Source organism: Rhodococcus sp. GB-02 (assembly GCF_053470465.1).
On sequence record NZ_JBPUKE010000001.1, the window covers coordinates 2721613 to 2745662 of the forward strand.

The 24050-nt window shown below is 62.5% G+C and carries 21 protein-coding genes and 2 tRNA genes; 15 read left to right on the plus strand and 8 right to left on the minus strand.

Annotation, left to right across the window (positions count from 1 at the left end):
* Window positions 1-49: 49 nt before the first annotated feature.
* Together ACSW29_RS12905 and ACSW29_RS12910 are read right to left on the minus strand one after the other, a co-directional pair.
* Window positions 50-1096: an NAD(P)-dependent alcohol dehydrogenase gene (locus ACSW29_RS12905; RefSeq protein WP_448277378.1), complete on the minus strand. Its 1047-nt coding sequence runs from the start codon at window positions 1094-1096 to the stop codon at window positions 50-52.
* 139 nt (window positions 1097-1235) lie between these two features.
* Entirely contained in the window at window positions 1236-2366 is a 1131-nt protein-coding gene (locus tag ACSW29_RS12910; protein ID WP_230812815.1) for a PQQ-dependent sugar dehydrogenase, read from the minus strand.
* A gap of 90 nt (window positions 2367-2456) precedes the next feature.
* Between ACSW29_RS12910 and ACSW29_RS12915 the strand changes: the two genes are divergently transcribed.
* Window positions 2457-3284: a DoxX family protein gene (locus ACSW29_RS12915; RefSeq protein WP_230812817.1), complete on the plus strand. Its 828-nt coding sequence runs from the start codon at window positions 2457-2459 to the stop codon at window positions 3282-3284.
* A 68-nt stretch (window positions 3285-3352) separates the two neighbouring features.
* Here ACSW29_RS12915 and ACSW29_RS12920 read toward each other — a convergent pair whose 3' ends face one another.
* Window positions 3353-4888 (minus strand): amino acid permease, encoded by a 1536-nt coding sequence (locus ACSW29_RS12920; RefSeq protein ID WP_448277379.1) that lies wholly within the window; start codon window positions 4886-4888, stop codon window positions 3353-3355.
* Window positions 4889-5312: 424 nt separating this feature from the next.
* On the opposite strand from ACSW29_RS12920, the gene ACSW29_RS12925 reads away from it, so the two are divergent.
* Window positions 5313-5537, plus strand: coding sequence for a hypothetical protein (locus ACSW29_RS12925; RefSeq protein WP_448277380.1), 225 nt, complete (start codon window positions 5313-5315; stop codon window positions 5535-5537).
* A 191-nt stretch (window positions 5538-5728) separates the two neighbouring features.
* Here ACSW29_RS12925 and ilvD read toward each other — a convergent pair whose 3' ends face one another.
* Together ilvD and ACSW29_RS12935 are read right to left on the minus strand one after the other, a co-directional pair.
* Window positions 5729-7570 carry a dihydroxy-acid dehydratase gene (gene ilvD, locus ACSW29_RS12930; protein ID WP_230812822.1) on the minus strand — a complete coding sequence of 614 codons (1842 nt, stop codon included), beginning with the start codon at window positions 7568-7570 and terminating at the stop codon, window positions 5729-5731.
* Window positions 7571-7642: 72 nt separating this feature from the next.
* Window positions 7643-8176, minus strand: coding sequence for a PH domain-containing protein (locus ACSW29_RS12935; protein WP_230813218.1), 534 nt, complete (start codon window positions 8174-8176; stop codon window positions 7643-7645).
* Between the two features lie 265 nt (window positions 8177-8441).
* On the opposite strand from ACSW29_RS12935, the gene ACSW29_RS12940 reads away from it, so the two are divergent.
* The 10 genes from ACSW29_RS12940 to ACSW29_RS12985 all read left to right on the plus strand — a co-directional run bounded on the left by ACSW29_RS12940 (window position 8442) and on the right by ACSW29_RS12985 (window position 19223).
* Complete coding sequence (locus tag ACSW29_RS12940) at window positions 8442-10382, plus strand: acetolactate synthase large subunit (RefSeq protein WP_019747929.1); 1941 nt, start codon at window positions 8442-8444, stop codon at window positions 10380-10382.
* On the plus strand, window positions 10379-10882 hold the full coding sequence (gene ilvN / locus ACSW29_RS12945; protein ID WP_003944718.1) for an acetolactate synthase small subunit: 504 nt from the start codon (window positions 10379-10381) through the stop codon (window positions 10880-10882). Before ACSW29_RS12940 ends, ilvN begins: the two co-directional genes overlap by 4 nt.
* Before the next feature lie 53 nt (window positions 10883-10935).
* On the plus strand, window positions 10936-11937 hold the full coding sequence (gene ilvC / locus ACSW29_RS12950; RefSeq protein WP_172436500.1) for a ketol-acid reductoisomerase: 1002 nt from the start codon (window positions 10936-10938) through the stop codon (window positions 11935-11937).
* Window positions 11938-12187: 250 nt separating this feature from the next.
* Window positions 12188-13780: a phosphoglycerate dehydrogenase gene (gene serA, locus ACSW29_RS12955; RefSeq protein ID WP_230812823.1), complete on the plus strand. Its 1593-nt coding sequence runs from the start codon at window positions 12188-12190 to the stop codon at window positions 13778-13780.
* Window positions 13781-13855: 75 nt separating this feature from the next.
* Window positions 13856-14869: a 3-isopropylmalate dehydrogenase gene (locus ACSW29_RS12960; protein ID WP_448277381.1), complete on the plus strand. Its 1014-nt coding sequence runs from the start codon at window positions 13856-13858 to the stop codon at window positions 14867-14869.
* Between the two features lie 84 nt (window positions 14870-14953).
* On the plus strand, window positions 14954-15727 hold the full coding sequence (locus ACSW29_RS12965; RefSeq protein ID WP_095969206.1) for a fumarylacetoacetate hydrolase family protein: 774 nt from the start codon (window positions 14954-14956) through the stop codon (window positions 15725-15727).
* 390 nt (window positions 15728-16117) lie between these two features.
* Window positions 16118-17278 (plus strand): alkane 1-monooxygenase, encoded by a 1161-nt coding sequence (locus ACSW29_RS12970; RefSeq protein ID WP_448277382.1) that lies wholly within the window; start codon window positions 16118-16120, stop codon window positions 17276-17278.
* 72 nt (window positions 17279-17350) lie between these two features.
* The gene (gene gltX / locus ACSW29_RS12975) at window positions 17351-18826 is read left to right on the plus strand and encodes a glutamate--tRNA ligase (RefSeq protein ID WP_347872159.1); all 1476 of its coding nucleotides are present in this window, start codon (window positions 17351-17353) and stop codon (window positions 18824-18826) included.
* A 156-nt stretch (window positions 18827-18982) separates the two neighbouring features.
* Window positions 18983-19054: transfer RNA gene (locus ACSW29_RS12980), tRNA-Gln, on the plus strand.
* Window positions 19055-19150: 96 nt separating this feature from the next.
* Window positions 19151-19223, plus strand: a tRNA-Glu gene (locus tag ACSW29_RS12985).
* Window positions 19224-19362: 139 nt separating this feature from the next.
* On the opposite strand, the gene ACSW29_RS12990 is transcribed toward ACSW29_RS12985, so the two are convergent.
* The 3 genes from ACSW29_RS12990 to ACSW29_RS13000 all read right to left on the minus strand — a co-directional run bounded on the left by ACSW29_RS12990 (window position 19363) and on the right by ACSW29_RS13000 (window position 20904).
* Window positions 19363-19560, minus strand: a complete 198-nt coding sequence (locus ACSW29_RS12990; RefSeq protein ID WP_095969209.1) for a DUF5302 domain-containing protein — start codon at window positions 19558-19560, stop codon at window positions 19363-19365.
* A 74-nt stretch (window positions 19561-19634) separates the two neighbouring features.
* Window positions 19635-20147, minus strand: a complete 513-nt coding sequence (locus ACSW29_RS12995) for a pyridoxamine 5'-phosphate oxidase family protein (protein ID WP_230812831.1) — start codon at window positions 20145-20147, stop codon at window positions 19635-19637.
* A 55-nt stretch (window positions 20148-20202) separates the two neighbouring features.
* Window positions 20203-20904, minus strand: a complete 702-nt coding sequence (locus ACSW29_RS13000) for an IclR family transcriptional regulator (protein WP_230812834.1) — start codon at window positions 20902-20904, stop codon at window positions 20203-20205.
* 178 nt (window positions 20905-21082) lie between these two features.
* Here ACSW29_RS13000 and leuC point away from each other — a divergent pair, with 178 nt between their 5' ends.
* The 3 genes from leuC (at window position 21083) to ACSW29_RS13015 (ending at window position 23985) form a co-directional block, all read left to right on the plus strand.
* Window positions 21083-22504 (plus strand): 3-isopropylmalate dehydratase large subunit, encoded by a 1422-nt coding sequence (leuC, locus tag ACSW29_RS13005; RefSeq protein ID WP_019747936.1) that lies wholly within the window; start codon window positions 21083-21085, stop codon window positions 22502-22504.
* A 28-nt stretch (window positions 22505-22532) separates the two neighbouring features.
* Entirely contained in the window at window positions 22533-23141 is a 609-nt protein-coding gene (gene leuD / locus ACSW29_RS13010; RefSeq protein WP_019747937.1) for a 3-isopropylmalate dehydratase small subunit, read from the plus strand.
* A gap of 157 nt (window positions 23142-23298) precedes the next feature.
* Window positions 23299-23985, plus strand: coding sequence for an HU family DNA-binding protein (locus ACSW29_RS13015; protein WP_387404952.1), 687 nt, complete (start codon window positions 23299-23301; stop codon window positions 23983-23985).
* The last annotated feature ends 65 nt before the right edge of the window (window positions 23986-24050 follow it).

The following is a 24050-nucleotide window of genomic DNA, read 5'->3' on the forward strand; positions in this document are numbered from 1 at the left end:
TTCGGCCGGGCATCAGTGTTTTTCCCACTGTCGTTTTACCGCTGTCGATCTATAGATCAGGGACCACAACCGCGCGGCCGCTGAGCGTTCCGGCAGCCAGTCGTCGATACGCTTCGGCTCCGTTGTCGAGACTGAAGGTTTCCACCGCGATGTCGAAGATGCCGGCGTGCGCCAGGTCGATCAATTCGACCAACTCGTTGCGGGCACCCCAGTAAGGCACGGTCACCGAAGCCTCGTACGGACTTTGGAAGAATCCGACTTTGGCGTGGGCCTGCCCGTCGCCGATCCCGACGATGGTGACGTCGGATCCGACGCCGGCGACAGCCATCGCGGTGTCGATGGTGGGCTGGTAGCCGACGAAGTCGAGAACCAGTGCGGCGCCCTGACTTCCGGTGATCTTGCGGACGTTCTCGGCCGCATCCTTGTCGGAGAGCACCACTTCGTGAGCGCCGACCTTGGTTGCCAGTTCGAGCTTGTCCGCGCTCACGTCGAGTGCGATGACCGTGGCTGCCGAGAGGTGGCGGAGGAGCTGAATGGCGACGTGGCCGAGACCACCGGTACCGATGACAACCGCGTACGAGCCTCCGCGAAGTTTCGGCAGAGAACGCTTGATCGCGTGATACGGCGTCAGGCCGGCGTCGGTCAGTGGCACTGTCTTGATCGGGTCGAGGTCACCGATCGGCACGAGATGGCGAGGTGAATCGACGATCATGAACTCGGCCAACGCGCCGGGTGCGCCGAGTCCTGGAGGATTGATGCCGAGTTCTTTTGCGCGAGAACAGTAGTTCTCGAGTCCCTGCGAGCAGTGCCAACAGTTGCCGCAACCCCAAGGTCCGTAGACGACGACATTGGTTCCGATGTCGAGTCCCTCGACACCCTCGCCGACGGCCGCGACTCGGCCGGCGCCTTCGTGACCGAGTGTGAGCGGAAGGCCGTAGGTGTACTGCTCTTCTGGCAGGCTCATGATGAAGTCGTCCGAGTGGCAGACGCCGGCCGCGGTTACTTCCAGGAGCACTTCACCGGGACCGGGCTGGGGTTTGGGAATCTCCGTGAGTTCGGGCTCAGCGCCGATTCTCGTGTACTGGATTGCCTTCATTCCGACTCCTTTGTCGTGGTTGGCCAACCGGTCCTGGCAACTACGGGGTGTTTAGCCCCGCTAACAAAAGAGTACGCATCTGTGCATGTTCGGTCACCGGATCCGTGACCGAACAGACATGGTGCTCGTCGATCACGGCTCAGTCGATTCCGCCGCTGCCACTCGGCATGGGGATCTTGACCACCTTGTCGTCGTTCGGCCCTGGCTCGCCCGCGGTCTTGTTGATCGTGCTCGCCCACATCAAACCGTCGGATCCGAGTGCCAAACCGCCTAGTTGGCCGTACGTGTCCTTCGCCACTGCCGACGGCGCGGTCGTAACTGCTCCTGTTCCGGGGTCGGCAGCCAACGCCGAGATCGCTTTGCCGGCCCCCAGCGCGACAGCTACCACTCCCTGCGCCGCAATGCACCCTCCGACGCCGGGTCGGTCAGGCCACGTCCAAGCGGGGGACGTCACCGTTCCGTCGGAGCCGACACGTTGGAGGCGATCCTCGAGAGTGGTTCGGTCGGTGACCCACGTCGCGATACCCGGATCCACGCACACGCCGCCGCCGTTCCCGATTCCGGACAGAACAACTTCCGGGCGAGGCGGCGCTGCGTTGGGCGTCAACGATCGGACTCGCAACAGTTTCCCCGCCAACGAGCCGGGATCCTGAGCAACCGCAGGGTTTCCGGTATCGCCCGTCAGGACCATGAGCTGGTCCGGGGCCGCGAACTCCAGTGACCCGCCGTTGCCACTCGCGCCGCGTGGAATTCCACCGAGGACTTCCTTTGCGGTGTCGCCCGGCGCGATGCGGACCACCCGGTTGTCCGTTCCGGTGGTGACGTAGGCATAGATCAGGTTGTCTTCGACGAAGGTGGGCGAGAGGGCGATGTCGAGCAGGCCGCCGTCACCGCTGCCGTCGACGTCGATCTTGGCAACTTCGACCGGTGTCGTGTTGGGAGCTACCTGCATGATTCGGCCGGTTCGTCGTTCGGCCACCAGTCCTGAATTTCCGTCCGGAAGTGTGACAAGGCCACCGGTGGTGTCGAGACAGGTTGCGATCACGGCGGTGTCGGCATCCTGACACGGTCCGAGGGGGCCGGTCCGCGGCGCCGGCGGCGTGGTGGACGGCGGAGGATTCTCCGGCTGCACTTCCGCGCTTGCCTGGTTGGTCGGTTCGGGTGTGAACGGCGAGGCAGTCGATTCGTCGAAGTCGGCGCAACCTGCGAGCAACGATGTCCCGAGCACCAGAGCCAGTGCGCCCAGCGTTGCATGCCTACCCGTAGTCATGCCCAAGACGTTACGTAACGCACGGCAGATGTCGCCACGCCGGACCAAGGTTCCCCGTCGAGTTCGTGAATCGGTCATAGGCTCACCTACGTGACTGACGAGCGAAAAGATCCCAGCGAGTTGTCGGATGCGGACAAGCCGACGGGCAATGTGTCCAGTCCGTATGATTCGCCCACCGAACAATTTCCGACGGTGAGCGCCAAGAATCCGTTGCCGCGGACCGACGACGATCTCGATTTCGGTTCCACGAACGCCAACTCCTTGACCGAACAGATACCGACATATCGAGCACCTGGCGCGGATCAGCCGACGGTGGCTCTCGAGCGTGAGACGGCGTACGACGCTCCGATCGCCTCCGTCCCCACCGCCGAAGCCGTGGCAGGTGCAACGGAGTCTCCGCGGGGCCGAGGCACGCTCGACCTCGGGTTGCTTGCACTGCGATTGGCCGTCGGCGGAACTGCGTTGGTGCACGGTCTGCAGAAGTTGACCGGTATCTGGAACGGGCCGGGCCTGAACGGGTTCGAGACGATGCTGGCGGACGCCGGGTTCCAGCAGGCGAAGTGGATGGCGATACTCGGCGCCGTCGGTGAGGTCGCAGGTGGCGCCCTCCTGATACTCGGGTTGCTGACTCCCGTTGCGGCAGCGTCGGTTCTGGCGGTGATGATCAATGCGTGGGCGCTGCGTCAGGCGAGTGCACCTGGACTGGAGTACTTCGCCCCTGCCGGTACCGAGTACGAGATGCTGCTCGGAATCTGTGCGGGCGTCATCATTTTGACGGGTCCTGGCCGTATTGCGCTCGACGGTCGTCGTGGCTGGGCAACCCGCCCGTTCGTCGGATCGCTCGTGGTCTTGATCCTCGGCATCGCTGCGGGCGTCTGCACCTGGATCTTCCTGAACGGTGCCAATCCGCTCATCTGAAACTCGCGCCGTCGAACAAACGAACCGCCGCTCTCCGAATCGGAGAGCGGCGGTTCGTCTGTGAAGGATCAGTCCTTGACGAGTACCGGGTCGGCGTTCGCGGACGGGATGGCTGTTCCGTCCTTGAGCTTGCGACCGAGGACCGACTTGCGGTGACCGTAGGCGAAGTACACGAGCACACCGATGGCCATCCAGACGAGGAACCGGATCCAGGTCTCGACCGAGAGGTTGAGCATCAGCCAACCGCAGGCGAGCACGGCGACGATCGGCACGAAGGGCACCAGTGGGACGCGGAATCCGCGCGGCAGGTCGGGGCGGGTGCGGCGTAGGACGATGACACCGACACAAACCAGGACGAATGCGAACAGCGTTCCGATGTTGACCATCTCTTCGAGCGTGCCCATCGGGAAGAAGGCTGCCAGGACGGCGACGATGCCACCGACGATCAACGTGATGCGCATCGGGATGCCCTTGGCGTTGGTCTTGGCCAGGCTGCGCGGCATGAGACCGTCACGGGACATGGCGAACAGGACGCGGGTCTGGCCGAGCATCATGACCATGACAACTGTCGTGAGGCCGGCCAGGCCACCGAAGTTGATGGCCGTCTGTGCCCAACCGATTCCGTTGGCCTCGAATGCGGTGGCAAGGGTGGCGCTGGAATCGCCGACCAATGGGCTGCCGTCCTTGAGTTCGGTGTACTTGACCATTCCGGTGAGGACGAGTGTGACGGCAACGTAGAGCACGGTGACGATGGCGAGCGAGCCGAAGATTCCTCGCGGCAACGACTTCTGCGGGTTCTTGGTTTCCTCGGCCGTGGTCGCAACGACGTCGAATCCGATGAATGCGAAGAACACGAGGCTGGCTGCGGCGAGCAATCCGTATGCGCCGTAGCTGCTTCCGCCGGCACCGGTCAGCCAGGAGAACAATGTCTGGTGGATTCCGCTGGCAGAGCTCTCGGACCCCTCGGACGGCGGGATGAAGGGGGAGTAGTTCTCCTTCTTGATGTAGAACGCGCCGACGACGATGACGAGCAGGACTACCGCGATCTTGATTGCGGTGATGACAGCAGAGACTCGCGAGGAAACCTTGGTGCCGATCGCGAGGATCAGCGTGATTACTCCGATGATGAGCAGTGCGCCCCAGTCGAAGCTGATCGATCCGATGTGCGCGGTGGTACTGCCGCTGGCACCGATGACGTTGCCGAGATAGAGCGACCAACCCTTGCCGACGACAGCGGAGGCGAGGGCGAACTCGAGGATGAGGTCCCAGCCGATGATCCAGGCCGCGAACTCACCGAACGTCGCGTAGGAGAACGTGTATGCGCTGCCGGCGACCGGAACAGTGGAGGCGAACTCCGCATAACACAGTGCGGCAAGGCCGCAGGCGATGGCAGCAAGAACGAATGCCAGTGAAATGGAGGGTCCTGCGACATTGCCTGCGGTTCGAGCAGTCAGCGTGAAGATGCCTGCGCCGATGACGACGGCGACTCCGAATACCGTGAGGTCCTTCGCGGTCAGTTCCTTCTTGAGCTTTGTCTCAGGCTCGTCGGTGTCCGCGATCGATTGCTCGACGGATTTGGTGCGCCATATGCCGACTCCGGGCATGTATTGCTCCTTGGTTGTTTCCCGTCGACCTTGTGGGTGACGGGCGGTGGCTGACTGTCGTCGTTGTGATGTGCGTCTCAGCGACCTGATGAGGGAACCACTGGTGAGCGCCGTGTGCAAGTCAGCTCGCTCGAACTGACCGAAATGATCACCTGACTGAAAGTCATCCCCCCTCATGTATCTGAATTGATCAGCTGGTGTCTGGAACCCTACGTCCAAGTGAATTCGCTCACGAGCCGGACGCGCGATTCAGTCTGAAATGTCTGATAGCTCATATCGTTCCGTTGGTGCTCCGCGTGTCGCCCCGGTTATTCGGTACCTGTCGGTCGGTCTTGCTGTCGATGAGTTGCATCAACCCATCTCGTTTTGTGAGGTGCGGTGCGGGTCCTGCAAACTGTTTACCCGTATCGGGGCGCCAGGCGAGATGACCACTGCGTACCCGGATGCGATCGAGCGTCAATCGCGCGTCGTGGCAGAGTGCGTCGGCGACGGAACCCACTGCGAGTGCAAAACCGACGGGATGATCGGATTGGGTTGTGGTTCAGGCTCATACAACACGGGAGGAAACATTGCGTGTTCGGACGCAGTCGGTATCACGTTCTTCTCCGACAGCATCAGGCGTGACATGGCGGACTCCGAGGCGAAATGAACACGACTCTGTCGATCCTCTGCAGTCGCCCGTTGGCGAGCATCTCGTGGAGCTGAGTTGGTTGCCGCACGTCCGACTGCCCGAAAACCTTGTGTGACTGTCACATCGGCTACGCGCATCTCGAGCCGCGCGCTGACAGAAAAAATCCCCGGCCGAAAGCGGCCGGGGATTTTTTCGATTCGTGGCAGAACTTACGGAACGTAGCGAACCGCGCCCTTGTCCGCCGACGTTGCCAGAGCGGCGTAGGCGCGCAGGGCTGTCGTCACCGTGCGCTGACGATCGACCGGCTGCCATGGCCGCTCCGAGGTCTCCATCTTGGCGCGTCGCTCGGCGAGGACGTCGTCGTCGACAAGGATCTCCAGCGTGCGCGAGGCGACGTCGATGCGAACCTGATCGCCGTTCTGGACGAGTCCGATGACTCCGCCTGCGGCAGCCTCGGGGGAGATGTGGCCGATGGACAGTCCGGAGGTTCCGCCCGAGAAACGACCGTCGGTGATCAGTGCGCATTCCTTACCGAGGCCCGCGCCCTTGAGGAAGGCGGTGGGATGCAGCATTTCCTGCATGCCGGGTCCGCCCTTGGGGCCTTCGTAGCGCACGACGAGAACGTCGCCGGCCTTGATCTTCTTCTGCAGGATGACCGAGACGGCTTCTTCCTGAGACTCGACGACCAGCGCCGGGCCCTGGAAGGAGAACAGTTCCTCGTCGATGCCGGCTGTCTTGAGGATTGCGCCGTCGAGTGCGATGTTACCGCGCAGGACGACCAAGCCGCCTTCGACGGTGTAGGCGTTCGCGACGTCGCGGATGCAGCCGCCGGCCGCATCGGTGTCGAGGGCAGACCAACGGTTGTCCGTGGAGAACGGTTCGATGGTGCGCACGCCGCCGGGAGCAGCGTGGAAAAGCTCGATTGCCTCGTCGGTTGCCTTGCCGGAGCGGATGTCCCAGTCGTCGAGCCACTGGTCGAAGCTCTTGGTGTGCACGGTGGACACGTCGGTTTCGAGGAGTCCACCGCGGCGAAGCTCACCGAGCAGGGCGGGGATTCCGCCGGCGCGGTGGACGTCTTCCATGTGGTAGTCCGAGTTGGGGGAGACCTTGGACAGGCACGGCACCTTACGGCTGATCGCGTCGATGGTGTCGAGGTCGAAGTCGACCTCGCCTTCCTGCGCCGCCGCCAGCGTGTGCAGGACGGTGTTGGTGGAACCGCCCATGGCGACGTCGAGAGCCATTGCGTTGCGGAACGCTGCCGGGGTCGCGATGTTGCGCGGCAGAACCGACTCGTCGCCGTCGCGGTAGTACTTGAGTGCAGCCTCGACCACAGTGGTGCCCGCACGAGAGAAGAGTGCGTGACGCGCTTTGTGAGTTGCCAGCGTGGAACCGTTGCCCGGCAATGCAAGGCCGAGGGCTTCGGTCAGGCAGTTCATGGAGTTGGCGGTGAACATGCCGGAGCAGGACCCGCACGTCGGGCACGCGCTGCGCTCGACCTCGTCGAGGCCTTCGTCGGACACGGCATCGTTGGCAGAGGCGGAGATCGCGGTGATGAGGTCGGTGGGGGCTTGGGCCACACCGCCGACGACCACTGCCTTACCGGCCTCCATCGGACCGCCGGAGACGAAGACGGTCGGGATGTTCAGACGCATCGCGGCGTTGAGCATGCCGGGAGTGATCTTGTCGCAGTTGGAGATACACACCAGTGCGTCGGCCGTGTGGGCGTTTGCCATGTACTCGACCGAGTCGGCGATGATCTCGCGACTCGGGAGTGAGTAGAGCATTCCGCCGTGGCCCATAGCGATGCCGTCGTCGACTGCGATGGTGTGGAACTCACGAGCGACGCCGCCGGCTGCACTGATGGCCTCGGCAACGATCTCGCCCACGTTCTTGAGATGCACGTGGCCGGGTACGAACTGGGTGTACGAGTTCGCTACGGCGACGATCGGCTTGCCGAAGTCGGAATCCGTCATTCCTGTGGCGCGCCAAAGGGATCGGGCTCCGGCAGCATTACGTCCGATGGTGGTGGTGCGTGACCTCAACGGGGGCATGGGCGTGTTCCTTATGTGATCGTTGCTGGTCCACTCAAATAGAAGCGAGGGCCTCCCAACGCTACTCGCGTGCTATCGGCGCTTCTCTTCGGGCTGGTCCTGACCGTTGTCGGCGATGTCGGACTCGACCTCTGATTCTTCGTCTGATTGTGGCGCTGCTTCTTCCTCTTCGGCTTCCTTGGCGGCGAAGGCTTCTGCGGCCGATGCGTAGGGATCAGTGATACGGCCGCCGCTGGCGATCGCGATCTCGGGAAGCCTGACGAAGCTGACCGCAGGCAAGGTCACCTCGGTTCCATCGGTGAGTTCCGCGCGCGCCCAGCTGCGCTTCGGGAAGCGGAAACCCTTGACGTCGTCCCAGGCGAGGGTGCGCTTGGAGAACGTCGAGCGGACCTCGAGACCGTCAGGGCTGACGGTGGTGCGCAGTCGCGCGACGAGATAGACGGCGATGATCGGAAGGATCAGCAACCAGCTGAAGGCGACGGGCCACCCGAAGATCGGGAAGCTGACCGCGAACAGAAGGAATGCGCAAGCCATGTAAGCGAGCTGCGAAATGCGGATGACGTGCCGAAGTGGTTTCGGCGTGTGGGATGATTGAGCCGGTGGCACGGGCTGCTGCGAAGTTGACACCTCTACATCTTCGCATTGCAGCCGATGTATCTCAGATTCTGGGACGGTCGACTCACCAAGTTTGCCGTTCGCGACTAGCGCCTCTACTGTCGAGTGCGTGAAACAGAATGAGTTGCTCGTAATCGGCCGGCGCGTCGTCGCCTGAGTCGATTTTTCAACTCACCAGATAACGACGCGCCACCCTCGCTCAGCAGATGCTGACGGGGGTTTTTTGTTGCCCGGAGCCAAATCAGAGGATTTCCCAGTGAGCGCACCAACAGCACGGCCTCAACCAACGCCGCGCAAGTCAGGGACACCGAGCCCGACAACCGCGGCTGCCGCAACCCAGACGGCCAACCGTCGCCAGCTCCCGCCTGAGCGGGTAACCGGCGCGCAGTCTGTGGTTCGAGCCCTCGAAGAGCTCGAGGTCGACACGGTATTCGGCATTCCCGGCGGTGCCGTGCTCCCGGTTTACGACCCACTCTTCGATTCGGTCAAGGTCCGCCACGTGCTCGTGCGCCACGAGCAGGGTGCAGGCCACGCTGCCACCGGTTACGCCCAGGCGACCGGCAAGGTCGGCGTGTGCATGGCTACCTCGGGTCCCGGTGCGACCAACCTGGTCACGCCGCTGGCCGACGCGCAGATGGACTCCGTTCCGATCGTCGCGATCACCGGACAGGTGGCTCGCTCGCTGATCGGTACCGACGGCTTCCAGGAAGCCGACATCTCAGGCATCACGATGCCGGTCACCAAGCACAACTTCCTGATCACCGACGCGATCGACATCCCGCGCATCATGGCCGAGGCGTTCTACCTCGCAGCCAGCGGTCGCCCCGGCGCCGTCCTGGTCGATATCCCGAAGGACATCCTGCAGTCGCAGACCACGTTCTCGTGGCCGCCGGAGATGCGTCTGCCGGGATACCGCCCGGTCACCAAGCCGCACGGCAAGCAGGTACGTGAAGCTGCACGTCTGATTGCAGACGCCAAGTCGCCGGTGCTGTACGTCGGTGGCGGCGTCATCAAGTCCGACTCCTCGCCGGAGCTGCTCGAATTGGCCGAGCTGACCGGAATCCCTGTCGTCACTACATTGATGGCTCGCGGCGCGTTCCCGGACAGCCACGATCTCAACTGCGGTATGCCCGGTATGCACGGCACCGTTGCCGCGGTCGCCGCTCTGCAGCGTAGCGATCTCTTGATCACCCTCGGCGCGCGTTTCGACGACCGCGTCACCGGTCAGCTGAATTCCTTCGCGCCCGATGCCAAGGTCATCCACGCCGACATCGATCCGGCCGAGATCGGCAAGAACCGCTACGCCGACGTCCCGATCGTGGGCGACTGCAAAGAGGTCATCACCGAACTCATCGAGGCTATCCGTGCCGACATGGCCACGGGCACCACGTTCGAACTCTCTGAATGGTGGGCGTACCTGAACGACATCCGTCGCACGTACCCGCTGAGCTACGACCGTCCCACCGACGGTCAGCTGAGCCCGGAGTACGTCATCCAGACCGTCGGCAAGCTCGCCGGACCGGATGCCATCTACTGTGCCGGCGTCGGCCAGCACCAGATGTGGGCCGCGCAGTTCGTCGGTTACGAGAAGCCCCGCACGTGGCTCAACTCGGGTGGACTCGGCACCATGGGCTACGCGGTTCCCGCAGCCATGGGCGCCAAGATGGGCATGCCCGACACCGAGGTGTGGGCGATCGACGGCGACGGCTGCTTCCAGATGACCAATCAGGAACTCGCAACCTGCGCACTCGAAGGTATTCCGATCAAGGTTGCCCTGATCAACAACGGCAACCTCGGCATGGTGCGTCAGTGGCAGACACTCTTCTACGAAGAGCGCTACTCCAACACCAACCTCGGAACGCACGGCGCCATCCGCATCCCGGACTTCGTCAAGCTCGCAGAAGCATTGGGCTGCCACGGAATTCGTGTCGAGCGCGAAGAAGATGTCGAAGCTGCGATCCGTGAGGCGCAGTCCATCAACGACAAGCCTGTCGTGATCGACTTCATCGTCACCGCCGACGCGCAGGTGTGGCCGATGGTCGCTGCCGGAACGAGCAACGACGAAATCATGGCGGCCCGGGGCATCCGGCCGCTGTTCGACGACGACGAGGCAGTAGCCGAGCCCGCCGTCATCCACGAAGCCATGTCACGCGAGCAAGCCGGACCCGCCGCGGGCACAGGGGAGGATCAGAAGTGAGCACCAGTCACACCCTCAGTGTTCTCGTCGAGGACAAGCCAGGCGTGCTGGCTCGCGTCTCCGCACTTTTCTCCCGCCGCGGATTCAACATCGAATCCCTTGCGGTGGGTGGAACCGAGATCCCCGAGATCTCACGTATGACCATCGTCGTCACGGTCGACGAATTCCCTCTCGAGCAGGTGACGAAGCAGCTCAACAAGCTGATCAACGTCATCAAGATCGTCGAGCAGGACGGTGAAGCATCCGTCGCTCGCGAGCTCGTGCTCATCAAGGTGCGCGCAGATGCAAGCGTGCGCACGCAGGTCATCGAAACGGTGAACCTGTTCCGCGCCAAGGTGATCGACGTCTCCCCGGAGTCTGTCACCATCGAGGCGACCGGTACTCGGTCCAAGCTGGATGCACTGCTGCGGATGCTCGATCCGTACGGTATCCGGGAGATCGTTCAGTCCGGGGTCGTGGCAGTCGGTCGAGGGCCGAAGTCGATCACGGCCACCCGCTAGTACTTTTAGACACGTAAAAATCCAAGGAGAGGTTGAGAACTGTGGCAGTCGAGATGTTCTACGACGACGATGCCGATCTGTCGATCATTCAGGGCCGCAAGGTTGCTGTGATCGGCTACGGAAGCCAGGGCCACGCCCATTCGTTGAGCCTGCGTGACTCGGGCGTCGATGTGCGCATCGGCCTCAAGGAAGGCTCGAAGTCGCGTGAGAAGGCGCAGGAGCAGGGCCTGACAGTCGGTACGCCGGCCGAGGTTTCGGAGTGGGCCGACGTCATCATGGTGCTCGCACCTGACACCGCTCAGGCGAGCATTTTCACCAACGACATCGAGCCGAACCTCAAGGACGGCGACGCGCTGTTCTTCGGTCACGGCCTGAACATTCACTTCGACCTGATCAAGGCTCCGGAGTTCGTCACCGTCGGCATGGTCGCCCCTAAGGGACCCGGCCACCTGGTGCGTCGTCAGTTCGTCGACGGCAAGGGCGTTCCCGCGCTCATCGCCATCGACCAGGATCCCAAGGGCGAAGGCCAGGCTCTCGCTCTGTCCTACGCCAAGGGTATCGGCGGAACCCGCGCAGGCGTCATCAAGACCACGTTCAAGGAAGAGACCGAGACGGACCTCTTCGGCGAGCAGGCCGTGCTGTGCGGCGGCACCGAGGAACTGGTCAAGACCGGTTTCGAGGTCATGGTCGAGGCCGGCTACGCACCCGAGATGGCGTACTTCGAGGTTCTGCACGAGCTCAAGCTCATCGTCGACCTCATGTACGAGGGTGGCATCGCACGCATGAACTACTCGGTGTCCGACACCGCTGAGTTCGGTGGATACCTCTCCGGACCGCGCGTCATCGACGCCGACACCAAGGAGCGCATGAAGGCGATCCTGGCCGACATCCAGTCCGGCGAGTTCACCCGTCGTCTGGTTGCCAACGTCGAGAACGGCAACACCGAGCTCGAGGGCCTGCGCAAGGCAAATGCCGAGCACCCCATCGAGGTCACCGGCAAGAAGCTGCGCGACCTGATGAGCTGGGTCGATCGTCCGATCACCGAAACCGCGTAATTCGCAGTTTCACGCTCCACGTCTCCACTGGCCTGATGCCGCGCCGGTTCAATTCCGTTGAACCAGCGCGGCATTGGGCCGGAGTTGTTTTCCGGGCTGATTGAGCCCGGATTCATATTGCATCGAGAATTTGCCCGCGAAAGTGTCCACTATGTGGTATTGCCTACCGCGTTGTGGATTCGAAGTCAGCGCGCACTAAACTGTCGGTGGTTAAACCACCTTCACGCCCACCTAATCAGGGAGTTTGCACGTGAGCCAGCCTGGCCGTCCCGTTGTTCTGATCGCCGACAAGCTCGCGCCGTCCACAGTCGAGGCGCTCGGTGACGGTGTGGAGGTGCGTTGGGTCGACGGACCCGACCGCCCGGCGCTGCTCGCCGCGGTACCCGAGGCCGACGCGATTCTCGTCCGTTCCGCCACCACCGTCGACGCCGAGGTTCTGGCTGCCGGCACCAAGCTGAAGATCATCGGCCGCGCCGGTGTCGGCCTGGACAACGTCGAGATCCCCGCAGCCACCGAGCGCGGCGTGATGGTCGTCAACGCACCGACCTCCAACATTCACTCCGCTGCCGAGCACGCTGTCGCGCTCCTCATGTCGACCGCTCGCCAGATTCCCGCAGCAGACAAGACCCTGCGTGAGAACACCTGGAAGCGAAGCAAGTTCAACGGTGTCGAGATCCTCGGCAAGACCGTCGGTGTCGTCGGACTCGGCCGCATCGGCCAGCTCTTCGCGCAGCGTCTCGCTGCGTTCGAGACCACGATCATCGCGTACGACCCCTACCTGCCCGCAGCGCGCGCAGCGCAGCTCGGCATCGAACTGGTCACCATCGACGAGCTCGTAGAGCGCGCCGACTTCATCTCCGTGCACCTGCCCAAGACCAAGGAAACGGCCGGCCTGATCAACGCCGAGCGTCTCGCCAAGGCCAAGGACGGCGTCATCATCGTCAACGCCGCACGCGGTGGTCTGATCGACGAAGATGCGCTCTACGACGCATTGGTCTCCGGCAAGGTTCGCGGCGCCGGCCTCGATGTGTTCAGCACCGAGCCGTGCACCGATTCCAAGCTCTTCGGTCTCGACAACGTCGTTGTCACCCCGCACCTCGGTGCATCGACGTCCGAGGCTCAGGACCGCGCAGGCATCGACGTGGCGAAGAGTGTTCTCCTTGCTCTGGCAGGCGAATTCGTTCCCGAGGCCGTCAACGTCTCCGGCGGCCCCGTCGGCGAAGAAGTTGCTCCGTGGCTCGAGCTCGTCCGCAAGCTCGGTCTCCTCGCTGCGACGCTGTCGCCCGAGGCAGTTCAGACCGTGCAGGTTGTCGCCACCGGCGAGCTGTCGGCCGAGACCGTCGACATCCTCGGCCTGGCTGCACTGCGCGGCGTGTTCTCCGCCAGCAGCGACGAGGCTGTCACGTTCGTCAACGCTCCGGCACTTGCCGAGCAGCGCGGCGTGACCGTGTCGGTCGAGAAGCACTCCGAGGCTCTTGCTCACCGCAGCGCGGTCGAGGTTCGTGCAGTTGCCGCCGACGGCACGGTCACGTCGGTCACGGGCGCACTCACCGGCCTGCAGCAGGTCGAGAAGATCGTCAACATCAACGGACGCAGCTTCGACCTGCGCGCCGAGGGTCACAACATCGTCGTTCACTACAGCGATCGTCCGGGCGTTCTCGGTGTGCTCGGCACGGTTCTCGGTAACGCGAGCGTCGATATTCTCGCCGCAGCGTTGAGCCAGGACGCCGAAGGCGAAGGCGCAACGGTTATCCTGCGCGTCGACCGCGTCGTCGGTGACACCGAGGTCGACGCAATCGTCTCGCAGCTCGACGCTCGCGTCGCCCAGGTCGACCTTTCCTGATTTGTTTTTGCTGTGCGCCTTTGTTGACCGCCTGCGGTTAATAAAGGCGCACAGTTCTACTGAGATGAGGACTCCATGAAGCTTGCGGTCATTCCGGGTGACGGAATCGGCGTCGAGGTCACAGCCGAAGCGCTCAAGGTGCTCGGCAAGTTGGTTCCGGATCTGGAAACCACCGAATACGATCTCGGTGCCCGTCGCTACAACGCCACCGGCGAGCTGCTTCCGGCCGACGAGCTGGACCAGATTCGTCAGCACGACGCAATCCTGTTGGGCGCCATCGGGGATCCGCGGATCGTCGCACCCGGCATCCTCGAGCGTGGTCTGCTGCTGAACATGCGTTTCCAGCTCGATCATCACGTGAATCTTCGCCCCGCACAGCTGTATCCGGGTGCGTTGTCGCCGTTGGCGGCTCAGCCGGAGATCGATTTCGTCGTCGTTCGTGAAGGAACCGAGGGTCCGTACACCGGAAACGGTGGAGCGATCCGCGTCGGTACCGATCACGAGATCGCGACCGAGGTGTCGATCAACACCTGGTTCGGTGCCGAGCGCGTGGTGCGTTACGCATTTGCCTTGGCGCAGACCCGGTCCAAGCACCTCACCTTGATTCACAAGACCAACGTGCTCTCCAACGCGGGCGCAATCTGGACGCGTGCAATCGAGACCGTCGGCGCCGAGTTCCCGGACGTCGAAACCGCGTATTGCCACATCGACGCGGCCACGATCTACATGGTCACCGACCCGTCGCGCTTCGACGTGATCGTCACGGACAACCTCTTCGGTGACATCATCACCGATCTCGCCGGCGCGGTGACCGGTGGAATCGGTTTGGCCGCAAGCGGAAACATCGACGCGTCGGGGGCCAACCCCTCGATGTTCGAGCCCGTTCACGGTAGTGCCCCGGACATCGCCGGCAAGGGAATCGCAGATCCCACCGCCGCGATCCTCTCGGCCGCACTGCTTCTTCGCCATCTCGGGCGCGAGGACGACGCCGCTCGGGTGGAGGCTGTGGTCGCTGCTGACCTGGCTACCCGCGGCGAAGGCCCCATCTCCACCACGGAGATCGGCGACCGGATCACCGCAGCGTTGTAAGGATTTCTTTCACGAGACTGACGCGCGTAAGCCTTTCGGCTTGCGCGCGTCAATCGTTTCCGACACCCCGATAGACTGGCCGGCATGCGTCTTGGTCGAATTGCCAGTCCCGATGGTGTTGCGTTCGTCAGTATCGAAGGTGAAGAGGATGCCCTCGTTGCCAAGGAAATTGCGGAGCACCCGTTCGGGAACCCCACATTTACCGGCCGAAGTTGGCCGCTCGCCGATGTTCGTCTGCTGGCTCCGATTCTCGCCAGCAAGGTGATCTGCATCGGCAAGAATTATGCAGATCACATCGCGGAGATGGGCGGCGAGGCCCCCGCGGATCCCGTGATCTTCCTCAAGCCCAATACGTCCATCGTCGGCCCGGGTGCCCCGATCGTCTTGCCTCCCACCTCCAACGAGGTGCACTTCGAGGGTGAACTCGCGGTAGTCATCGGTCAACCGTGCAAGGACGTTCCGGCGGCAAAGGCGTTGAGCGTGGTTCTCGGCTACACGATCGCCAACGACGTGTCGGCACGAGATCATCAGCGTCACGACGGGCAGTGGACGCGCGCGAAGGGGCACGACACCTTCTGCCCACTCGGTCCGTGGATCGAGACCAGCCTGGATGCGTCCGACGTCGACATCAAGACCGAGGTGAACGGTCAGGTCAAGCAGGACAGCAGCACCGCATTCCTACTTCACGACATTCCGAAGATCATCGAGTGGATCTCGGCGGTGATGACCCTCCTGCCCGGCGACGTCATCCTCACCGGCACCCCCGCCGGAGTGGGCCCGATCGTCGACGGTGATTCGGTGTCGGTCACGGTCTCAGGGATCGGCACGCTCACCAACCCGGTGACCGCCAAGAAGTGATCTGACCCGGTTCTTTCAGTCATGTGACTACGGAGGCCCCATCCCAACTGGATGGGGCCTCCGTCGTGGGGTGAGTCGAGAGGTGTCTGTCGAAGAAAAGTTGCAGGATAGTAACTATCGCCGGGGGATTGATGGGGATTACCTTTCGGATCGAGGTGATCAGTCCCTGGGACTGACCTGCGAGTTTTGTGAGCCAGGCGAAGCTTCGCCACTGATCCTCCTGGCGTTATGTCTGAATTGGTCAGGTTGGGAGGGTTCGCCCCTCGGTTTGCTGCCACGGCCCGTAACAGACCAGATTCCCTGAAATGTAACGCTGAGCAGTAAGGTGACCGATAACTGGATAGAAGCCGATGGGGCAATCGAGTGGATTGCGCAGAAACGTGGTGATACATGACGACCTTCGCGGAAGCCTCCCGGTCAGCGACAGGGGAAGCACGAAACGGGCAGCGGCCGGTGTGGCGAGACAAGAAGCGCTACCTGTGGCCGTTGGGTTTGCTGGTGCCTCTCAGTCCCTTTGCTGCCTGGTTCCTGGTCGACAAGTTCAGCCTGGGGCTCTTCTGGGCCATCGGGGCGTGGCTGATCGTCATCGTCATTCCTCTGATTGATCTCCTGGCAGGCGAGGACGGGAACAGTCCTCCGGACGAAGCGATTCCACATCTGCAGGAGGATCGTTTCTACCGCTGGTGCACGTACTTGTTCCTGCCACTTCAATACCTCGGTCTCGTGTTCGTCGCGTGGTGCTGGGTGAACGCGCCGATGGCTGCGGGGGAGAAGTTCGCTCTCGCGATGACCGCCGGTGTTGTTGCCGGTGTGGGGATCAATGCGGCACATGAACTGGGGCACAAGAGTGAGAAGCTCGAGAAGTGGCTCGCGAAACTAGCGCTGGCGCAGTCCTTCTACGGCCATTTCTACGTCGAACACAACCATGGTCACCACGTCCGCGTCGCGACGCCGGAGGATCCGGCCAGTTCGCGCTACAAGGAGAATTTCTGGTTCTTCCTGCCTCGCAGTGTCGTCGGCGGTCTGCGCTCGGGATGGCGGATCGAAAGCGCTCGACTGAAGCGTCAAGGACGGCGAACCTGGAGCTGTCGGAACAACATCTTGAACGCGTGGGCGATGAGCGTTGTTCTGTTCGGCGGCCTGATTGCGCTGTTCGGGTGGGAAATCGCTCCGTGGCTGGCCGTTCAGGCGATTGCGGGATTCACGTTCCTCGAGACCGCCAACTATATCGAGCATTACGGATTGCTTCGCGCAAAGAGGCCTGACGGCTCGTACGTTCGCTGCTCACCAGAGGACAGCTGGAACAGTGACCACGTGGTCAGCAACCTCTTCCTCTATCAGCTTCAACGCCACAGCGACCATCACGCGAATCCGCGTCTGCGGTATCAGAGCCTGCGCAGCGCGGACGAAGCGCCGCAACTTCCTGCGGGTTACGCGGTCATGATCGTGTGCGCGTGGGTGCCACCGCTGTGGCGAAAGGTCATGGACAAGCGACTACTCGCCTACTACGACGGTGACATGACGAGAATCAACGTCCTACCGGGTAGGTGATCGGGGGATGGAGGAAGCGCTACCGGACTAACCTGTAGTACGACCATCCACCATCGCCGAGCCAAGTGAGCCATGACCAACAGCGAAGTACGCGTCCGTTTCTGCCCGTCACCCACCGGAACCCCGCACGTAGGTTTGGTGCGCACCGCCTTGTTCAACTGGGCATTCGCACGACACCACGGCGGCACGTTCGTGTTCCGTATCGAAGACACCGATGCGCAGCGCGACAGTGAAGAGTCCTACCAGGCCATCCTCGACGCCCTCCGCTGGTTGGGGCTCAACTGGGACGAGGGCCCGGAGGTCGGTGGGCCGCACGCGCCGTATCGCCAGTCCGAGCGTCGTGACCTGCATCTCGACGTCGTAACCAAGCTGCTTGCCGCGGGTGAGGCCTACGAGTCGTACTCGACCAACGAAGAAGTGGAAGCACGGCACAAGGCTGCCGGCCGCGATCCGAAGCTCGGATACGACAATTTCGATCGCGACCTCAGCGAAGAGCAGCGCGCCGCCTACATTGCCGAGGGTCGCAAGCCCGTCGTCCGACTCCGGATGCCCGATCACGACCTGACATGGAACGACCTGGTCCGCGGCGAGACCACGTTCAAAGCAGGCACCGTTCCGGACTTCGCGTTGACTCGCGGCAACGGCATTCCGCTGTACACGCTGGTCAACCCGGTCGACGACGCGTTGATGAAGATCACCCACGTACTACGCGGTGAGGACCTGCTGTCCTCGACTCCTCGTCAGCTCGCGTTGTACGAGGCATTGATCCGCATCGGTGTTGCCGATTTCACACCGTCGTTCGGGCACCTGCCGTTCGTGATGGGTCAGGGCAACAAGAAGCTTTCCAAGCGCGATCCCGAGTCCAACCTCTTTATTCACCGTGATCGGGGCTTCATTCCCGAGGGACTGCTGAATTATCTGGCTCTGCTCGGGTGGAGCATCGCCGACGATCACGACGTCTTCTCGCTCGACGAGATGGTGGCGGCCTTCGACGTCTCCAAGGTCAACTCCAACCCCGCGCGCTTCGACCAGAAGAAGGCCGACGCGATCAACGCCGAGCACATTCGCTTGCTCGAGCCGGCCGACTTTGCGGCCCGACTGAAGTCGTTCCTGGTGGAGCATGGCCACATCGGCGCCGACGTCGACGAGGCGACGTTCACTGTTGCTGCGGACCTCGTGCAGACGCGCATCGTCGTTCTGTCCGACGCGTGGGATCTGCTGAAGTTCCTGTTCGTCGACGAGGCGTCGTTTGCCCTCGATCCGGCTGCAGCGGCAAAGAACCTGAAGGAAGATGCGGGACCGGTTCTGGACGCATCGCTTGCTGCGCTCGACGGTGTCTCGGAGTGGACGGCGGCAAGCATCGAGGAAGCTCTCAAGAAAGCCCTCATCGAGGATCTGGAGCTCAAGCCGCGTAAGGCCTTCGCCCCGGTGCGAGTGGCGATCACGGGCTCTCACATCAGCCCTCCGCTCTACGAGTCGATGGAATTGCTCGGTCGGGACGTCTCTCTCGCGCGGCTGCGAGCAGGTAGGGCAGCCGTAACCGCTTAGATTGGGCGGTCTTCCGGCCGAAAATGAAGCAAAAACCTCCCGTGACCATACGATTTGGTGTTTGGGGCAGGGGTACTGGTAATCTTCTTTTCGGCCGGAGACGAGCCGCCGAGCACAACAGCGAAGCGGATCGGGTAAGGCTGGTGAGCAAGACCTTGGGGTATGGTGTAATTGGCAACACAGCGGTTTCTGGTACCGCCATTCTAGGTTCGAGTCCTGGTACCCCAGCGGAAATCCGGTCGATTTTGTGGCCGGACTCAGACAAGCTAAGCTTGCTGAGCATCCAAGAGCAAGACTGAAATACCACGGTTAAAAGCGTGTTCTGGCCCCGTCGTCTAGCGGCCTAGGACGCCGCCCTCTCAAGGCGGTAGCGCGGGTTCGAATCCCGTCGGGGCTACAAAGGAAAGACCCTTCGATCATCGATCGGAGGGTCTTTTCGTATGTCCAGGAAACTTTCATCGGGTCACGAAAAGCAATCACCCCCAATCGAATTCGACTGGGGGTGATCGTTATCTCACTCTGTCGTCCGCTAAAGGCTATCCGCTCTTGCGGCGGAACTCTCGCTTGTGATCGGCAGGGCCATGCGTGTTGTGGACCTTGGACTGTCCGTCGCGATGGTCGGTCGATTTTGCGTTCTGATGATTCTTCCGTTCGAGGGCCTCACGGAACTTTCGTTTGGTCTCCTCCGATTGGGATTCGGATTCGGACGGGGTGTTGCTGTCGAGATCGCTCATATGCTCACTCCTTGTTGTTGGGCCTGTTGGTGAAACTACGCCGGCCCGAATTCGAATGCTCGTGATTTTGTTGCTCACGAATCTCGGGGCTGCGGCGGCGGTGCGGTAGAGCCGGATAGAGGCATCGCAGGCATCCCGAGCTTGCGGTGGTCCCACGAACGAGTTCGATCGGGAACGAACCGTACCGCGACGCGTTTGTGGAGCATCGCGTCGACGGCCGGGCGGACATCGTCGGTGTACGGGCCGGTGTATCGCTCCCAGACGCTGATTCCCACGGCGAAGAGGGCATCGGGATCCTCGACGATCACTCCCGTGCCTTCCATCGAGACCCCTCGGAGCGTGTCGTACGTCAGGCCGTCTTCGATCAGCACCGACATACGGGCGTCCCGGCGAAGATTGACGGCCTTCTGCGACTTGGCTTTGGTCTCGAACCAGATTTCGCCGTCGACTATCGCGAACCACATCGCGATCAGGTGAGGCATTCCGTCTGCGCTCAACGTCGCCATCGTTGCCGTGCGGCTCTTTTCGACGAAGCTCGAAATTTCGGCCTCGGTCATCGTGATCTGACTACGCTGCTTTCCTGCCATGGTCGCGTCGTACTCCTACGTGCTCGAGGATCTGAAGACCTTACTCTGTCACGAATTACAGACGCTTGTGGAGCGCTTCGGCAGCTGCGAGAAGGTCGGCGGCCCAGCGCGCTCCCGGTCGCCGACCCATCCGGTCGATGGGGCCGGAGACCGAAATCGCGGCAATGACAGTACCTGCGGAGTCGCGGACGGGAGCCGCGACGCTGGCGACACCCGGCTCACGTTCGGCTGCGCTCTGTGCCCAGCCGCGCCGACGCACCTCGAGGAGCACTCGTTCGCCGAACGACGCATCGGCGAGAACGGTCCGTTGGGTTTGTGGATCTGCCCATGCGAGAAGGACCTTGGCGCCGGATCCGGCATTCATCGGCAGCCGGGCCCCGACGAGAACCGTGTCGCGCAAACCTGTCGGAGGTTCCATCGATGCGACGCAGATGCGTTGTGTGCCTTCTCGGCGGTACAGCTGGACGCTTTCGCCGGTGATTTCGCGAAGGCGGGGGAGGATGAGTCCGGCCGCCGCAATGAGTGGATCATTAGCGGTGGCAGCGAGTTCGGCGAGTCCGGGCCCCGGGCACCACTGACCGTCCGAGTCGCGGGTGAGGAGTCGGTGGACTTCGAGGCCGACGGCGAGTCTATGGGCGGTTGCGCGCGGCAAACCGGTTCGTGCACAGAGTTCGGTGAGGCTGCATGGTTCCTCAGCTACTGCATGAAGCACGCCCATTGCTTTGTCCAGGACGCCGATGCCGCTATGCTGTCTCATAGGTCGATACCAGTTTCTCGCATAGTGGGATGATAGCGCATTTCCTGGTGGACTAGCGCATTTGCTGAAGGGCTAGTGCATTTCCTAGGGGCAGTCTGCATCTGCTGCGAGGGCTGGGGACCTACTTCACGCGCGGCGGGCCAGCCCGTAGTCCGCCGACGCGAGGCTACGTACAGAGGTGGAAGACATGGCACAGAAAGCACGCACTCTCGCCGAGAAGGTGTGGGACGACCACGTTGTCGTGAAAGGGGAGGGGCAGGATCCCGACCTCATCTACATCGATCTCCACCTCGTTCACGAAGTGACGAGCCCGCAGGCATTCGACGGACTTCGCTTGGCCGGACGCCCGTTGCGCCGTCCCGACCTGACGATCGCCACCGAGGACCACAATGTTCCGACGATCGACATCGACAAGCCGATCGCCGATCCCGTGTCCAAGACTCAGGTCGACACCTTGCGCCGAAATTGCGAGGAGTTCGGAGTTCGCTTGCACCGCATGGGCGATCTCGATCAGGGCATCGTGCATGTGGTCGGACCGCAGCTCGGCCTGACTCAGCCGGGAACCACCGTGGTGTGCGGCGACAGTCATACGTCGACGCACGGCGCATTCGGTGCGCTCGCAATGGGAATCGGCACCAGCGAGGTCGAGCACGTGATGGCGACGCAGACATTGTCGTTGCGCCCCTTCAAGACCATGGCGATCACGGTCGACGGCGAGCTGCCTCCTGGCGTCACGAGCAAGGACTTGATCCTGGCAGTCATCGCCAAGATCGGCACCGGCGGCGGCCAGGGCTACGTCCTGGAGTACCGCGGCGAGGCCATTCGCAAACTGTCGATGGAAGCCCGTATGACCATCTGCAACATGTCGATCGAGGCCGGAGCCCGTGCGGGCATGATCGCACCGGACGAGACCACTTACGAGTTCATCAAGGGCCGTCCGCATGCACCGTCGGGCGCAGAGTGGGACGAAGCCGTCGCCGCGTGGGAGTTGCTCAAGACCGACGAGGGCGCCGAATTCGACAACGAGGTCCACATCGACGCAAGCGCATTGACACCTTTTGTCACGTGGGGAACCAATCCGGGACAGGGTGCACCGCTCGGTGACCGTGTTCCCGATCCGGAACTGATCGTCGACGAGAGCGAGCGTCAGGCTGCCGAGAAGGCGCTCACCTACATGGGTCTCGACGCCGGCATGGCGCTTCGGGATGTTGCTGTCGACACCGTCTTCGTCGGTTCGTGCACCAACGGACGCATCGAAGATTTGCGCGCGGTGGCCGAGGTGCTCGAGGGTCGCCATGTGGCAGAGGGCGTTCGGATGCTCATCGTTCCCGGCTCGATGCGGGTGCGTGCTCAAGCCGAAAGTGAAGGTCTCGGTGAAATCTTCACGGCGGCAGGGGCCGAATGGCGCCAGGCCGGTTGCTCGATGTGCTTGGGAATGAACCCTGACCAGCTTGCTCCCGGCGAGCGTTCGGCATCGACGTCCAACCGGAATTTCGAAGGCCGACAGGGTAAAGGCGGTCGGACCCATCTGGTTTCCCCGCTCGTCGCGGCTGCCACTGCGGTCCGCGGAACGCTCTCGGCACCGGCCGATCTGGTCTGACCCACTTACCATCTCGAGGAGAATTTCGATGGAATCCTTTACCACGCACAAGGGTATCGGCGTCCCGCTGCGACGCTCGAATGTCGATACCGATCAGATCATCCCTGCCGTGTACCTGAAACGGGTGACGCGCACGGGATTCGAGGACGGGCTGTTTGCAGGCTGGCGCACCGACCCCAACTTCATTCTCAATCTGGCTCCGTACGACAAGGGAAGTGTCCTCGTAGCCGGTCCCGATTTCGGCACGGGCTCTTCGCGTGAGCATGCCGTGTGGGCTCTCTCCGACTTCGGATTTCGGGTCGTCATCGCTTCCCGGTTCGCCGACATCTTCCGCGGGAACGCCGGAAAAGCCGGTCTCGTAGCGGCACAGGTCGAGCAGAGCGACGTCGAATTGCTCTGGAAGTTGCTCGAAGAGCAGCCCGGACTGGAATTGACAGTAGATCTCGAGAATCGGACCGTGAGCGCCGGAACTACGGTGGTGCCGTTCAATATTGACGACTACACACGGTGGCGTCTGCTGGAGGGTCTCGACGACATCGGACTGACATTGCGGCAGGTAGAAGCGATTTCCGAGTTCGAAAAGTCAAGGCCTTCATGGAAACCGACTACCCTTCCGGCTCGAATTTCGCAGGGCTGAACCGAAATCCGCAACTCCGCGCGGGAAGAGAAATAGGTCACCATTTCGCAGTCACGTTGAATGAGAATTGGCGTGGCACATAGACTCTTGCCGTTATCAGGTTTACCGTGGTTCTCAGTCGGTCCGACGGTGGACCACAATTAGCGGAGGAATTTCAATGAACAAGGCAGAGCTCATCGATGTTCTGACTGAAAAGCTGGGTTCGGACAGGCGCACAGCGACCGACGCAGTGGAGCACGTCGTGGACACCATCGTCCGCGCCGTCCACCGTGGCGAGAGCGTGACCATCACCGGCTTCGGAGTCTTCGAGCAGCGTCGTCGTGCAGCACGTGTTGCACGCAACCCGCGTACGGGCGAGACCGTCAAGGTCAAGCCGACGTCGGTTCCGGCTTTCCGTCCGGGTGCGCAGTTCAAGGCTGTTATCGCTGGTGGACAGAAGCTTCCGGCCACCGGCCCGGCAGTCAAGCGTGGCGTAGCAGCACCGGCCACCAAGGCTGCAGCCAAGAAGGCTGCTGCCAAGAAGACCGCAGCCAAGAAGGCTCCGGCTAAGAAGGCTCCGGCCAAGACCGCAGCCAAGAAGACGGTTGCCGCCAAGGCTCCCGCCAAGAAGGCTCCGGCCAAGACCGCAGCCAAGAAGACGGTTGCCGCCAAGGCTCCCGCCAAGAAGGCTCCGGCCAAGACCGCAGCCAAGAAGACGGTTGCCACCAAGGCTCCCGCCAAGAAGGCTCCGGCCAAGACCGCAGCCAAGGCTCCGGCCAAGAAGGCTCCCGCCAAGAAGGCTCCGGCCAAGACCGCAGCCAAGAAGGCTCCGGCCAAGAAGGCTCCGGCCAAGCGCGGCAAGTAGTCGCGTTCGGGTGAAAAACCCGATGCCGTAAGACAAAGAGGTGGCGGGGCCGCGGGCAGCCCCCG